Annotated in this window: 14 protein-coding genes and 1 pseudogene; 6 read left to right on the forward strand and 9 right to left on the reverse strand. The window is 54.2% G+C overall.

Annotated elements, in window-relative coordinates; translation table 11 throughout:
- The coding region (locus HK22_RS14210; protein WP_143412437.1) for a TetR/AcrR family transcriptional regulator at positions 1-401 on the reverse strand (401 nt) is incomplete at its 3' end.
- 104 nt (positions 402-505) lie between these two features.
- Between HK22_RS14210 and HK22_RS14215 the strand changes: the two genes are divergently transcribed.
- Positions 506-1,720 (forward strand): MFS transporter, encoded by a 1,215-nt coding sequence (locus HK22_RS14215; protein ID WP_063904058.1) that lies wholly within the window; start codon positions 506-508, stop codon positions 1,718-1,720.
- Between the two features lie 38 nt (positions 1,721-1,758).
- On the opposite strand, the gene HK22_RS14220 is transcribed toward HK22_RS14215, so the two are convergent.
- Complete coding sequence (locus HK22_RS14220; RefSeq protein ID WP_077804067.1) at positions 1,759-2,652, reverse strand: NAD(P)/FAD-dependent oxidoreductase; 894 nt, start codon at positions 2,650-2,652, stop codon at positions 1,759-1,761.
- An 80-nt stretch (positions 2,653-2,732) separates the two neighbouring features.
- Here HK22_RS14220 and HK22_RS14225 point away from each other — a divergent pair, with 80 nt between their 5' ends.
- Positions 2,733-3,203, forward strand: coding sequence for an Rrf2 family transcriptional regulator (locus tag HK22_RS14225; protein WP_233142702.1), 471 nt, complete (start codon positions 2,733-2,735; stop codon positions 3,201-3,203).
- Positions 3,204-3,325: 122 nt separating this feature from the next.
- Here the strand turns inward: HK22_RS14225 and HK22_RS14230 are convergent, their stop codons facing one another.
- On the reverse strand, positions 3,326-4,219 hold the full coding sequence (locus tag HK22_RS14230; RefSeq protein ID WP_255376062.1) for a LysR family transcriptional regulator: 894 nt from the start codon (positions 4,217-4,219) through the stop codon (positions 3,326-3,328).
- Between the two features lie 149 nt (positions 4,220-4,368).
- Here HK22_RS14230 and HK22_RS14235 point away from each other — a divergent pair, with 149 nt between their 5' ends.
- The gene (locus HK22_RS14235) at positions 4,369-4,995 is read left to right on the forward strand and encodes a glutathione S-transferase family protein (RefSeq protein ID WP_086649769.1); all 627 of its coding nucleotides are present in this window, start codon (positions 4,369-4,371) and stop codon (positions 4,993-4,995) included.
- On the forward strand, positions 4,992-5,399 hold the full coding sequence (locus tag HK22_RS14240; protein ID WP_086649761.1) for a VOC family protein: 408 nt from the start codon (positions 4,992-4,994) through the stop codon (positions 5,397-5,399). Before HK22_RS14235 ends, HK22_RS14240 begins: the two co-directional genes overlap by 4 nt.
- 219 nt (positions 5,400-5,618) lie before the next feature.
- Here the strand turns inward: HK22_RS14240 and HK22_RS14245 are convergent, their stop codons facing one another.
- The 6 genes from HK22_RS14245 to HK22_RS14270 form a co-directional block, all read right to left on the reverse strand.
- On the reverse strand, positions 5,619-6,815 hold the full coding sequence (locus HK22_RS14245; protein ID WP_233142704.1) for an MFS transporter: 1,197 nt from the start codon (positions 6,813-6,815) through the stop codon (positions 5,619-5,621).
- Positions 6,816-6,852: 37 nt separating this feature from the next.
- Entirely contained in the window at positions 6,853-7,461 is a 609-nt protein-coding gene (locus tag HK22_RS14250) for a nitroreductase family protein (protein ID WP_077804069.1), read from the reverse strand.
- A gap of 489 nt (positions 7,462-7,950) precedes the next feature.
- Positions 7,951-8,781, reverse strand: a complete 831-nt coding sequence (locus tag HK22_RS14255; protein WP_077804070.1) for a phosphoenolpyruvate hydrolase family protein — start codon at positions 8,779-8,781, stop codon at positions 7,951-7,953.
- A complete protein-coding gene (locus HK22_RS14260; RefSeq protein ID WP_077804071.1) occupies positions 8,774-10,000 on the reverse strand; it encodes a Tm-1-like ATP-binding domain-containing protein in 1,227 nt (408 codons plus the stop codon). The genes HK22_RS14255 and HK22_RS14260 overlap by 8 nt, the downstream gene beginning before the upstream one ends.
- Before the next feature lie 2 nt (positions 10,001-10,002).
- Positions 10,003-10,320 carry a putative quinol monooxygenase gene (locus HK22_RS14265; RefSeq protein ID WP_077804072.1) on the reverse strand — a complete coding sequence of 106 codons (318 nt, stop codon included), beginning with the start codon at positions 10,318-10,320 and terminating at the stop codon, positions 10,003-10,005.
- A gap of 53 nt (positions 10,321-10,373) precedes the next feature.
- Positions 10,374-11,750, reverse strand: a complete 1,377-nt coding sequence (locus tag HK22_RS14270) for a PLP-dependent aminotransferase family protein (RefSeq protein ID WP_077804073.1) — start codon at positions 11,748-11,750, stop codon at positions 10,374-10,376.
- 212 nt (positions 11,751-11,962) lie between these two features.
- Here HK22_RS14270 and HK22_RS14275 point away from each other — a divergent pair.
- Together HK22_RS14275 and HK22_RS14280 are read left to right on the forward strand one after the other, a co-directional pair.
- A pseudogene (locus HK22_RS14275) lies at positions 11,963-12,598 on the forward strand (transposase); the annotation flags it as partial.
- Positions 12,599-12,914: 316 nt separating this feature from the next.
- The gene (locus tag HK22_RS14280; protein ID WP_086649763.1) at positions 12,915-14,252 is read left to right on the forward strand and encodes an IS110 family transposase; all 1,338 of its coding nucleotides are present in this window, start codon (positions 12,915-12,917) and stop codon (positions 14,250-14,252) included.
- Positions 14,253-14,275: the final 23 nt, after the last annotated feature.

Below are 14,275 nucleotides of genomic sequence, written 5' to 3' on the forward strand. Positions count from 1 at the left end.
CGCTGGCGCTCTGCAGCGAGAAGGGCCTGAACGGCTTCGTTTTCGGGCGAACAGTTACTGGCGCCCGAGACGACCAGACAGCCACAGGGATGCGTCCGGGTCGCCTGCATACGCGCTGAACCGCGCAAAGTCCGTTCAATCGCATCCCGCGGTATCAGGTTTTCGTCCCATAAGGGCGACATCACCTGTCCGTAGGTCGCCAGATAATGCTGCACGACTTCGCGAAACAAGGCTTCCTTCGAGCCGAACGCGGCATAGAAACTTGCCGGCGAAATATTGCCCATGCAGGATTTGAGCTGTGTCAGGGAGGTCGGTTCGTAGCCCTGCGCCCAGAAAAGCGTCATGGCGGCATTGAGTGCTTTGTCCCTGTCAAACTCCCGGGGACGCCCTGTTCGCGCCATGGTATTGCTCCTTTTGAAAGATTTTCATATTAAGTGATCCAGAAGTAATTGCCAAGAATTTACGCTCTCATATATAGATCATTCGATCCATATATGAGAGCCGCATGACCTCCAAGACGATACCCCTTCGCAGAAGTCCCGATGACAGATTACCTATGGCCGGCTTACTCGCCTTGGCGATGACTGGCTTCATCTGCATTATGACTGAAACTCTTCCTGCAGGTTTGCTGCCTGAGATCGGGGCTGGGCTGCATGTTTCCCCCGCCTTGGCAGGGCAGATGGTCACGGCTTACGCCTTGGGCTCCCTGAGTGCTGCGATCCCGCTAACATTGGCCACACAGCGCTGGCGGAGAAGGCGGGTTCTACTGCTGGCGATCATTGGTTTTGTAGTTTTTAACTCCATCACAGCATTCTCGACGGATTATGACCTGACCCTCGTGGCGCGATATGGCGCGGGTGCAGCGGCAGGGCTCGCCTGGGCCCTGCTGGCCGGCTATGCACGCAGAATGGTGACACCCGCTCAGCAAGGACGTGCTCTGGCTATCGCCATGGTTGGCACGCCGATCGCGCTTTCTGTAGGTGTTCCGGCGGGCACTTGGCTGGGCGCGGCTGTGGGATGGAGACTGGCCTTCTGGATCATGTCGGGTGCCACCTTGCTGTTAATTGTCTGGGTTCTGGCGAAGGTTCCTGATTTTCCAGGCCTTGCACATCATGAGCGCCAGCCGTTCGGTCATGTCCTGCGAACACCGGGGGTGCGATCTGTTCTGGGCGTCGTGGTAACATGGATGCTCGCGCATAACGTTCTCTACACTTATATCGTACCGTTCATTACACCGGCAGGGCTGGCAGGAGAGGCGGACCGCATCCTCCTGCTTTTTGGCCTTGCTGCCCTTGCAGGCATCTGGCTCACCAGTTGCACGGTCGATCATGCCCTCCGGCTTTCTGTTCTGGTCAGTCTGGCAATATTCGCTGCTGTTGCAGTTTTTTTTGCAATTGGATCAGCATCGCCTGCGGTGATCATGATTGGCGTTACGATATGGGGTCTGACTTTCGGAGGGGCCGCGACGTTGCTCCAGACGGCTCTGGCTGATGCAGCCGGGGAGGGTACAGATGTTGCGTTATCGATGAATGTCGTCGTCTGGAACAGCGCCATAGCCGGCGGTGGCCTGTTGGGTGGTGTGTTGCTGGAAACGTGGGGAGCTCTGTCATTCCCCTGGATTGTGATGGCACTCGCTGCTGTAAGCTTCCTGATCGCATGGCAAGCCCGCTCCTATGGGTTCCGACCTGGCCATCGGCTCGGGCATGGAAAAGAAAACTGAGCATTCGATGACAAGCAGCGGATTGCGTTACCGCGTGATCACGCCCTGGCTAAAGATTGGTGCGCCGCTATACCTGCCAGGACACCCGACGCTGCTGCGACCGTTGCATTATGCATCGGGCTAGCCGCATCCCCAGCTACATAGACCCCGGACACAGAGGTTGCGCCCCAGGTATCGACCTTGATGAACGGACCGGTAGGTCCGTTTTCCAGAATACAGCCCAGATCCTCGGCAATCGGGCTGGCAGGTCTGGTTTTCGGTACCGTGAACACAGCTGCGACTTCAATGAGCCGTCCATCCGCCAGCTTCACGGCATCCAAACCAGGAGCATCTCCGATGAGAGAAATGATTGGAGTACGTTCGATCACGACGCCGCGCTTGTTAAGCAACATTGCCTGCTCTGGATCAGGCTCGTAAATTCCCTGAGTGAAGTAAGTTGTTGGCCCCCAATCGGGTATTAATGTTGCCTGATGGATTGACATTGGGTTTGTGGCGATAATTCCAAGCTGATGATTGCGGACCTCATATCCGTGGCAATAAGGACAATGAAGAACGGTCTTGCCCCATCGTTCCGCTACACCAGGGATATCGGGCAAAGTATCGGAAACGCCAGTAGCGAGTATCAGCCGCTTCGCCTGAAATTTTGCTCCGTTGGCTAGAGACACAGTAAACGTCTTGCCATTCCGTGCCACCTTCTGCGCGTCGTTCTGCAAGATCTGCGCAGTTGGATATCGCCGTAATTGTGCAGTGGCTTCACGCATAATGGTGTTCGGCGCTTTGCCGTCCTGGCCGAGGAAACCATGAGACGCGTCTGCGAAGCGGTTTCGCGGTAAGCCAGCATCGATCAGCAAAACGCTCATGCGAGCCCGTGCCAGCTGAATAGCTGCCGCTTGTCCGGCAAAGCTGCCGCCTATCACGATCACATCATACATGGTTAAATCCTATTCAACTTCATATGTAATGTCTGAAGTTACATATATGCATATCAGCTTTTTGCAACTCTTGATGTGACATGATAGAAGAGCCTAAAGGGCAGGCGATGCAACTGGACGGGCGATTATCGAGAATGATGCATTTGCTGATCCATATGGATCGCGCGAATGGGCCCATCACCTCCGGTGAAGCAGCGGAAATGCTGCATACCAATCCGGTTGTTATTCGGCGTACGATGGCAGGCCTGCGGGATGTGGGGTTCGTTCGTTCCATCAAGGGGCACGCTGGCGGGTGGACGCTTCTGAAGCCGCTGGAAAGTATCTCGATGCTTGATGTCTACAAAGCCGTGGGGCAGCCACGTATTTTCGCAATTGGCCTGGCCGACCCGGCGCCCGATTGCCTCGTCGAGCAGGCCGTAAATGCGTCAATGACGAGCGCACTCGAAAAAGCTGAGGCGCTTCTGATTGCTCAACTAGGCGAGGTCACTCTTGCAGCAATCGCCAAAGATTTTGACCGGCGCTTTTCTGCGTCTTGTGCGAGCTCTCCCTGAACCAGGGTAGTCTGCCGCTTTAGAGCTCAAAAAGCTTTGCAGTTACTCGATGGAATGAAGCTCAAACGTAAAGCCGCACAATGCATAAAAATGGTAGCGGCTGTTTGCAGGGGACCCTTCTTCTATGTGAGGTGTGCTTTGAGAGACCTTTTTGCCATAAACCTGTCTTTCATCGCGGAAACAAACGTTCGAACATTTACGGACTGACGTTCTTTGGCAGGGAACAGGATGAAGACCGGAAGTACTGAGGCGGGGGTGTCAGTCAAAATTCTTCGAAGCTGCCCATTTTCAACAAATTGGTGAGTTTGGTAGGATAATGCCGTGACGATGCCTAGATCTTCGGTGGCGGCTGTGAGAGCCGCATCGACACTGTTCACGAAAAGCCGGGGCGAGACTTTTATCGAAAAACCAGATTTCCCGCCCTGTCGCCACTCAGAATATCCCGCTGCATATTCATTAACCTCAATGAGGCTATGCGTTGCGAGATCCTCAAAGACCTGTGGCTCTCCGTGTTTCTTCAGATAAGCTGGGCTGGCAACAAAAATTTTCTGGACCTCTCCGATTTTCTGCATCTTCAGGGCGCTGTCTTGTGGAGGCGCAATCCGGATGGCGAGATCAACTCCTTCTTCCACAAGATGAACAACCCGGTCTGTCAAAAAAAGCCTGATGTTCAATTGCGGCCAGGCTTTTAAAAGTTCTGTGACAACGGGAAGGACGTGTACCCGTCCAAAAATAACGGGGGCGGTAATCGACAATACTCCTTGGGGAGCAGTCCTCGCACCTTGCGCTATAGCAATCGCACCATCTAGGTCGAAAATCGCTGCCCGACACCGAGCCAGAAACACCACGCCTTCAGTGGTCAGATGTACAGAGCGGGTTGTACGGTTGAATAAGGAGATTCCGAGAGCTGTCTCGAGGCTTCTCACCGTCCGTGTTACCGTTGTTGCGGAAAGACCCAGCTTTCGGGATGCTCCGACAAAACTGGCGTGATCGGCCACGGCCATAAAGATCCGCAATGCCGGAAGGTCGATCAGATCTCTCTCCTGTAATCAACAAATTATAGCCACAAAACGTAATAATGAAGTGCGCTTTTGGTAGATTATCGCACGCTTTGTTGCGTGAGAAGACAACGTATCTGTTCAACCGTTTTTTTCGGGAGTTCCCCATGAAGCTCTATTATCATCCCCTTTCGGGGCATGCGCATCGGGCGCACCTCTTTCTCTCTCTTGTCGGCTTGCCTCACGAATTGACGCTTGTCGACCTTGCCGCGGGTGAGCAGAGAACTCCGGAATTTTTAAGGCTGAACGCCTTTGGAGAAATTCCCGTTCTAGATGATGACGGGACTATCATTGCGGATTCCAATGCCATCCTTGTTTATGTCGCGCGAAAAATGGGGCCATCTCATTGGCTGCCAGAGGACCTAGTAACAGAGGCGGAAATTCAACGTTGGCTGTCTGTTGCGGCAGGAAAAATCACATATGGATGCTGTGCTGCGCGTCTTGTGACAGTCTTTGGCGCCCCCTTCAATCTGGAAGAGGTCATCCAGCGTGCTCACGACACACTCAAAGTGATCGAACAAACCTTGCAGGGCCGGACCTGGATCGCAGGAACCCAAGAACCGACAATCGCGGATGTCGCGCTTTACAGTTATGTCGCGAGAGCTCCGGAAGGAAATGTTGATCTATCAGAATACAAGGCCATTAGTAGATGGTTGCAGCGCACGGAAAGCCTAGAGGGATTTGTTCCATTCGCGAATATTGTAGCGGATTTGAAAACAGGAGAGGCGCAATGAACTTCTCTCATCTGAGTCTAGATCATGTAGGCATTCGTGTGACGGATCTCGCCGTTTCCGAACGGTTTTATGCCAAATTTGGCTTCATCCGTGATCCAGAAGAATACGCTCCAGCGGTGAAAGCCTGTGGTCTACATCACCCATCCGGGCTTCGTATTCATCTTATTTTTAATGGTGTGTCAGACCCGGCTGGTAATGTTCTGATGGATGTTCCTGTCAAATATCCAGGATACACACATGCGGCATTTATTATCGAAAGTATGGTAGATTTTGTTCCCTGGCTGGAACAGGAACGGATTACGATCACAGAAGGCCCCGTGCATATGGGACACGACAGACGCGTCGTCTGTTTTATTCGTGATCCAGACGGAAACGTTCTGGAATTTAATGAAATTCTCCAGTAATTTGTCCTTCTGGAACTCTGAATTTGATAGCCGAACGAGGACAGCGATAATAAAATTCAGCCGATATCACTTAGATCGAGTACTACCAAGGTAGATTGTTCGACGCATACGCTGAACGAATGCATCAAGAAGGTCGACGCCGGTAAGCAGACTAGTCTTGAATTTCTATCTGTTCGTGCATTTTAAACCAGATCAGGGACGGAGAGAATGGAGCAGGGTTCATGAGGCGGCATGCCTACCATTCGTGGCGGCAAAGAGCGCGAGGGAGGCAAGGCACATGAGCGTTCCTGCGCTCGCAAAGCCCCACCAACCTGCAATGCTGTAGAGTGCGGCCCCGCCAGACGATCCGAGCGCACCGCAGACGAACACACCGCCCATATAAGCAGCATTCAGGCGTCCGCGCGCAGTGTCGTTGAGACTGTAAACCACGCGCTGGCTGATGACCTGATTGGTTTGCACCCCACCATCCAGCAGCAGCGCAAGTACCGCGAGGACGATAATCCAACCTGCAGCGACGGCCCAGCCCGAGGTGAGAGACGTTGCGCCTACGAGTGCGATTGCGCTCAGTGTCGCCGGACGGGTCAGTCCGGCGTCAGCCAAGCGTCCTGCGAGAGGAGCGGCCAGTGCGCCGCCTGCTCCCGCGAGTGCGAAGAGGGCAATCTTGCCCTGGCTAAAGCCGAACTGGGCATGAAGCAAAAGCGGAATGGCGGTCCAGAACATGTTGAAGACAGCGAAGACGAGACCATGACAGGCGATGCGAACCCTTAACGTCCTGTATTGGACCAGAAGATGCATGATCGACCGCAAGAGGCTTCCGTAAGACATGCGGCGGGTTGGGGCCTGAACGGGCAGAACGCGCGCCAGCCCAAGACCCGCGAGCATCATGACGACAGCAGAGACCCAGAACACGGCTCGCCAGCCGAACGCGGCCGCCATAGCGTTTGCGACGGGCCGCGAGAGCATGATCCCCGACAGCAGGCCGCCCATGATATTGCCGATCGTTCTGCCACGTTGACCGGGTTCCACGAAATGCGTGGCGAGCGGCAGCAGAATCTGCGACCCCACGGAACACAGACCGATGGTGACGGAAAACAGCATGAATGTCGCGACTGAGGTGCTGAGCGCCGCTCCGATCAGACTGACGACAAGCCCGGCAATCGTCAGGAGGATCAGACGACGGTTTTCGGACTGGTCGCAGAGCGGCACGATCAGGACCAACCCAGCCCCGTAGCCGAGTTGGGTCAGCGTGACGATACTTCCCGCCCATGTGGAGGAAATGGCCAGTGCACTCGTGATGGGGCCGATCAGAGCCTGCGCGTAGTAGATGTTCGCGACCGTCAGGCCGCACACCCCGGCGAACAGTCCGGTTATCGCCGGTGTCAGGCGGAATGTCGTGTGAGCGGTAGCGTTTGTCACGGGCGGCCTTCTGGCAACTTTTGAGGCGAGTGGCGGCTCAGAACGTGTTCCTGAAAATGATCTCGTCTGTCGGAAGGATGCCGCCGGTCGGGTGAGGGGACTTGGCACATTTACCGACCGCGACGAACATGACGATTTCATGGTCCTCGGGAAGATTGATCAGCTTGCCCACTGCGTCGAAGTCGAAACCGTCCATCGGGCATGTGCCGTAGCCCATGCTTTCGGCCTGTAGCATGATGGCTGCCGCTGCCATACCGCACGAGCGCATGCCTTCGTCGCGCTGGACCTGTTCGCGTCCACGATAATACTGATCGATCGCGCCGGTCATGAATTGCTGCACTTCGGTGGAGGCGTTTTCCCAGTAGCGCGTGGTGGATTTCTCCCACGCCTTGATGTCAGCGCAGAGAACCAGAAGCACGGAAGAGTCGGTAACCTGAGCTTGATCCCATGCGACGGCGCGGATCTTGGTGCGCAGTTCTGGATCGGTCACGGCGACGAAGCGCCAATTCTGGATGTTGAACGCCGTTGGCATACGGCGGGCGAGACCGAGCAGTGTGTCGAGTTCAGCGTCCGTCATGCGGTGGTCGGGATCGAAGACTTTGGTAGCGCGGCGTTGCAGAATGGCACTGGCGACGTCGAGGGGCATGACATTTCTCCTGTTGTGTGGCTCTGTTGTACAATTTACCCTGTCAACGCGGAGAGGGCATTAAGGGTGCTTAGGCTTATGAGACGGCCCGTCTGATGGGTGTTCCATCGTTCCCCTTGGCCCGTCCGGGATAGCCGTAGGCCTACAGAGTTTCATTTCGGGTGATGGCATCTTTGCTGATGCGAGGCGCCATAACACTACATTCTTTTTGGGAGGTATGATCTACCATGTATCAGGGCTGGTAATGGTTTCATGAGATCGCCTTGTGTCATACACACTACCAGCCGTGACGCTGACTGGCGATCTCTTCATCGTCGGGGATCTGTTCCCGAGACTGGGGCCGGAGCATAGCATCACTGATATCGCTTCCTATCATGTCTATGCTCCTGATTTATATGGCTATTCATGGAATTTTTCAAATGTACGGAAGGAAAAAGAAAGGCATGTTTAAGACATTACTATTTCCTAACATGCCCTTCAGGAAGAATACTAGCGCGTCATAGATTTAAACAATTGTGTCTGTTCGACCAGCGCGCGTTCGGTTGGCAACCGTTCCATACTCGATGCACCATAAAATCCATGGCAATCAGGGCAAGCCTTGAGGACTTTCTGGGCATCTTCAGGCATTGCAATCGGTCCGCCATGGCAAAGAACGATGACGTCGTCTCTCACACTTTTGGCAGCATCCGTCATCTGGTTGATCAGCGTTATACAGTCGTCCAGTGTGAATGCTGTTTCTGCACCAATATTGCCACCAGTTGTCAGGCCCATGTGGGCAACCAGAACATCCGCGCCCGCTTTTGTCATGCTGACAGCTTGCTCTGGGTCGAAGATATAAGGGGTCGTGAGCAAATCTTTCTTGCGGGCCCGAGCGACGACATCCACTTCCATAGCATAGCTCATGCCGGTTTCTTCAAGGTTTTTTCGGAATGTACCGTCAATCAGCCCGACTGTCGGGAAGTTTTGTATACCAGAAAAACCCACCCTGCGTATTTCGTCGAGGAATACATCAAAGTCCACAAATGGATCGGTACCATTCACGCCGGCAAGTACTGGCGTGTTTGGGACAACTGGCAGCACCTCACGTGCCATCTCCATAACGATCTGATTGGCGTTGCCATAAGCAAGCAAGCCCGCAAGTGAACCGCGTCCAGCCATGCGGTAACGACCGGAGTTATAAATGACGATCAGATCGATGCCGCCCTCCGCCTCACATTTGGCGGAAAGACCTGTTCCTGCTCCGCCCCCAACGATGGGGCGCCCTTCTGCGATAAGGCCGCGCAAACGACCAAGAATAGTTTCGCGTGCAATGCTAGGCATTGAATTCGGTCTCCTTGAACATTGTCTGAAATTCGTCCGCCATTGCCTGAGCAAAAGCAGAATCATTGAGCGCATATGGCAGGCGTATCAGCCTTCGCCTTGCGCTTTCGCGCAGCATCCCTGATAACGCCGCGACGAATGCTTCATCGGCTTCGGGATCGAAAAAGACCTCTCCAGCCGCATCAAGTAAAGAAAAGCCGCCTTCCGGTATAAAGAATGCGACGGGGCCTTCGCAGTGATTCAGGCGTTCGGCAATCATTTGCCCCATCTGACGACATTCTTCGGCTGATGTACGCATCAGTGTGATGTGTGGGTTATGCTCTACCAGAACACGATTTCTATAATTTTGTGGAACCGTATCTCGGGCAGCGAAATTGACCATGTCGAGACCACCGCAACTGCCGACATAAGGCACTTTAGTGCGTTCAACTGCGCCGAGCCGGTCTTCTCCACAAGGAAAAATACCATTCGCAATGAGGTCGCAGAATTCCGTTGTTGTAACGTCAATTACACCGCGTATGACTCCACGATCAATAAGCTGTTCCATCGAACGACCACCCGTGCCGGTGGCGTGAAACACCAAACAGTCAAACTGATGATGCAAGGTATCAGTCAGGTGTGTGACGCAGGGTGTCGTTACACCAAACATCGTCAAGCCAATCGCAGGGCGTTGGTCTTCGGGTTCATGCGTCGCAGAACGCACCATACCGGCCATGGCATTCGCTGCGTTTTCGAGCACTCGCCGCGACACACGGTTCAGCCCTTGCATATCGACCACGGAATACAGCATTGCTATATCGGATCCACCAACATAAGGCGCAACGTTTCCAGATGCCACGGTGGACACAAGAATTTTTGGAATACCGATGGGCATTGCCTGCAAAGCAGGTGCTACCAGTGCGCTGCCTCCAGACCCCCCTAGTGCCAGTACTCCTGCCACATCAGGGCGCGAGGAGAGATAGTGCAACAACGCGTCAGACATTCCTGCAATTGCTGGACCTCTGACATTCCCGAATACGGCATCGGGCCCACGCGGGTGGCATGATGCGACGTCCCATGCCACGACATCGGTGGCTTGAATGACACCGGTGCAATTGTGTCCTGTGGAGACATCGACAACTCTGGAGAGCACACCACGTTCCGACAATTTGGTTTGCAGATAACGGAGTTCTGCGTCCTTGGTGTCTCGCGTTCCGATGATATAGACGTATTTTGCCATCGTCAGGCCATCCGGGGACACGGCTCAAGCAATGTGACCGTCAGTGGTCTTTCCAGTCCTGCCGTAAACGTCTCTTTCATGGCCAGGAAATGTGCCGTCTGCTCATGAATTAGAAGCGCGTCGAGACTCTCCCACTGTTCGATAAACACGAGATGCTGCGGGTTGTTTTGGTCACGCTTGCAGTCATAGGAGATATTGGACGGCTCTAAACGCGACGCGATAACGCATGCCGCAACTGCGCCGAGGACGGCATCTTTGTGTTCAGGTCGGATGTAGATTTCGGCAATGATAGTAAGGACATTTGTTGATAGGTCTGACATGCTTTCTCTCCGCCGCCTGACTGTTCTTGTCAGACTAACGCGGAGTGACACTTTCAGCCTAAGACTATAGTGTCGCGTGACACTTTTCTTTCTACTAGTTCGCATGCCTGACGTATGCGCGTCAGCGCTACGGTCAGATTTTTGAAGGATACGGCACCCAGGGCGAGCCTTACGCCTGTTGTTTGAAGGGTGTCGCAACTGGCAAAAGCGCTCGGTGGTGCGATTGAAACACCGAGTGCCTTTGCGTTTTCAGCGACGTTTTCTGCTGTGGATGCATCCATGGGCAGCCAAAGGTGAAAGCCGTCTCCACCCGGTTCTGTCATGCGTTTGCCCAATATATTACGGGCAAGATTCCGTCGTCTTGCGGCTTCGGCACGTAAAGATTGACGGACGCTGCTAGCCGTTCCATCGCTCAACCACTGAGCCATCATCGCATAGGACAGGGGAGCGATCATCAGGGATGATGCAAGCAGTACTGGAAGTGTCTGCGCTGCGAATGCAGCTGGGGGGGCAAGCGCGCCTATGCGCAAACCTGGACTGATGATTTTTGACAGACTGGAAACATGAAAAGTCCGTTCCGGAATGAGCGCCGCGAGAGTGTGGTTTAGCTTGCTCTGTCCAGCATAGACACCATCTTCGATGACCAGAGCATCGAACCGGCGGCATAACTGGGCAATGGCATGTACTCGATCGCTATCCATGCAAGCGGTGGTTGGATTATGCAGGGTGGGCGTTACATACACTAATGCCCGTCCAGTTTGGGGTGACGATAAGGCGGCTTCCAGCCCATCAGGCATCATCCCGCGCGCATCCATGGCAATACTTTGCAAGGTTTTTCCTCCGCGACGCACTGTGTCCAGCATGCCGGGGTAGGTCACCTCTTCGGTTATAATGCTGCCCACATGTGGGCGCGCGACGGTGAACGCCACGCTGAGTGCCTGTTGCGCTCCACCAGTCAGTAACAGATTTTCCGGATCGATTTCGATACCGCAACCTGTCAGCCAGTGCGCCATAATTCGACGGTGTTCGATATGTCCAGCAACAGGTGGATAAACGTTAAAAAGGGCGGCGTCGACGGTACGGGCCAGACGTGACAGGGTGCGAGCGAGTGCTCGGTCACTAAACATGGGCGGGGGCATATTGGTGGACATATCCAGCAAAATCGACCGATCATCCGCCCGTGCTGCAACGAAAGATCCACGCCCATGCTCGGCCCGCACTAATCCGCGTCTTTCAAGAATGGCATAAGCGCGCGTAACGGATCCAATGCCGATGCCCAGACGCCACGCGAGGTCACGGTGTGCTGGCAGTCGATCGCCAACAGACAAAATACCATGGAGTATGTCTGATCCCAGCACGTCGGCTAGACGCTCTGCTGACGATCCGGTTCCGTCTGGGAGACGTGCATTCCAAGGTGACTGGCTTCGCATTGTTTTGCCTAATTAATTTTAGAAAGCTCAATAGTGGGGGAATACCCCGCTCTGGATGGCAGATGGAGGGTGGTTAGGACTATTCTATCGTATCGTCCCGCCCCCGCGAAGCCAGAAGCCAATCGTCAGGGCTACCTGGAGGGTTCGAAAAACCCTCTGGTTTTGAGTCTGTCTCTGTGATTCCATTTCTCCTGCATTGATTGAGGGAGAAGATGAAGCAGGCTGGTTTCTTTGACGTTGAAGAGCGGCTTGCGCGATTGAGCGGGCTTGGTGATCAGCTTGAAGCGTTCTGCCCTGATCTGGAGAAGGCCCTGGCCTATTCAGATGGAAGCAAAGGCGGGCGACGGCCATTTGATCCGGTGCTGATGTTCAAGATCCTGGTGATCCAGACGCTGAACAATCTGTCTGATGAACGGACGGAATATCTCATCAACGACCGGCTGTCGTTCATGCGTTTCCTTGGTCTGGGGCTTTCAGATCGGGTGCCTGATGCCAAAACAATCTGGCTGTTCCGTGAACGCCTGACACAGGCGGGGGCCATTGAAAGACTGTTTGAGCGCTTTGATGCGACCCTGCGGAACGCAGGCTATCTGCCGATGTCGGGTCAGATCCTGGATGCAACGCTGGTGGCTGCTCCAAAGCAGCGCAATACTAATGCCGAGAAGGTAGATCTCCGGGCAGGACGTACCCCCGAAGACTGGCAGGACAAGCCGTCCAAGCTGTCGCACAAGGATCGCCATGCGCGCTGGACGCTGAAGTTCACGAAGGCGAAGCGGCAGGATGATGGAACCATGCCATCCAGCGATCTCGCCATCCCGTTCTTTGGCTACAAATCCCAGGTATCGATAGCGGGGCCGGGTTTGATGCCATGGAGAAAGTCGGAGAAGCGCAGGCTTCGGAGACGTGGTTGTGGATCAGACCCGGTTCCCAGCATGCCGGGAACCGGGTCTATACTCTCAGAGCGAACCAGGCCGGTTCGGGGCTGAAGTCCCTGAGAGATCCGCCGATCGTCTCGTCTTTTGTGAAGCATGAACCCGGTCCGGCCGCGCTGACGGGGCAAGAGTAACAAGATTGTGGCGTCTGCTTTGAGTGAAGTTGATCGGCCACGAATGACACACCTGACTGTGACCGTAGCGTTGGTTCCCTCACCAGAAAGGACCGACCATGACATTCCGTATCATTGGTATTGATCTGGCCATTCGCGGAGATCACCTCGCTCAGATCTATGACGATGGCCGCCCTAATGGCCGTGCAATTCGTTTCAGGCACGATCAGCCCTCACTCGCCGCTTTTGTTCAGACAGCCGTGATGGGGCTGAGAGCGGATGACCACATTCAGGCCATCATGGAGCCAACCGGCATGAGCTGGTTTCCTGTTGCCCACCATCTTGCAGATGCTGGCGTCACCGTGGATCGTGTCAAGGGAAAACGGGTCAAGGCTCTACGCCGTTACCTTTCCGAACACGCCAAAACGGATATGGCTGATGCCCAGATCCTGGCGGCCATACCGTCATTTGGTGGACCACGTCTTGATCCAGTCCACATTCCGGATCCGCAAAGCCACGCTCTTCAACGTCTAATCAAACAGAGAAGCCGCTTTCAGAACGAGATCGCGGATGCCAGGCGGCGCCTGCTTGATCTCATTCGTTGGGCATCCCCCAGGCTTGAAGCAGTCTTGCCCGACTTAGGAACACGGCTCTCTTTGGCCCTGTTGCAGAAATGGTTTCACCCCTCGGATGTTTTGAAGGCGCGTCGTACGACATTCGCCAAATATGTTGGAGCTCATGCGGGAGGGAACCATCCGCGCAGTGGGCCCTTTGTGGAAACGCTGATCACAGGGTTACGTGAAGCGGCGCAATACGCTCAAGACCTTCATGGGACACACATTGATTTTTCGGAACTACAATTCCAAATCGCGACGGGAATTGAGAATGTTCTGAAGAAAATCCAACCAGTTGAAGATTTTGAGCAGCATATTGCAGATCTCTATAAACACCTCGACCCACAGGCTCTTCTGCTCAGTGTTCCGGGTGTCGGCCGTCATCTCGCGCCAACCCTGATCGGTATCTTGCAGAACATTGAGCGGTTTCATTCCGAAAAACATTTACGGTGGTTCTGTGGCCTGTTTCCCAGGAGGGCTGATAGTGGTGGTGTGGAGCGAGCGGGCCAGACCCTGATCCAGGGTGGCAATAACCGCATCAAACATGCACTTTATCTTGCTGCTGATACGGCACGAAAAACAGATCCTGAACTGGCAGAACTTTATTGGAGGCTGATGACGGCGAAAGGTCATCATCACAAACAGGCTTTATGTGCCGTTGCCAATCGTATTGTGAACCGGATCTTCAGCGTTCTCAAACGAGGAAAGCCTTATGAAGTGCGCGACAGGGAGGGAAACAGCATCACCCTCTGTGAAGCAAAAGCTATCACTCTGGAGCGCTATACTGTCGGAGAAAACAGTAGAGCAGGACGTCGTTCCAATCGGATCGAAAAGAACTCCTGAAACCGGAAAAATTGCTTGCGCTC

The sequence above is a fragment of the Gluconobacter sp. DsW_056 genome, from assembly GCF_002153595.1.
Taxonomy (GTDB): Bacteria; Pseudomonadota; Alphaproteobacteria; order Acetobacterales; family Acetobacteraceae; genus Gluconobacter; species Gluconobacter albidus.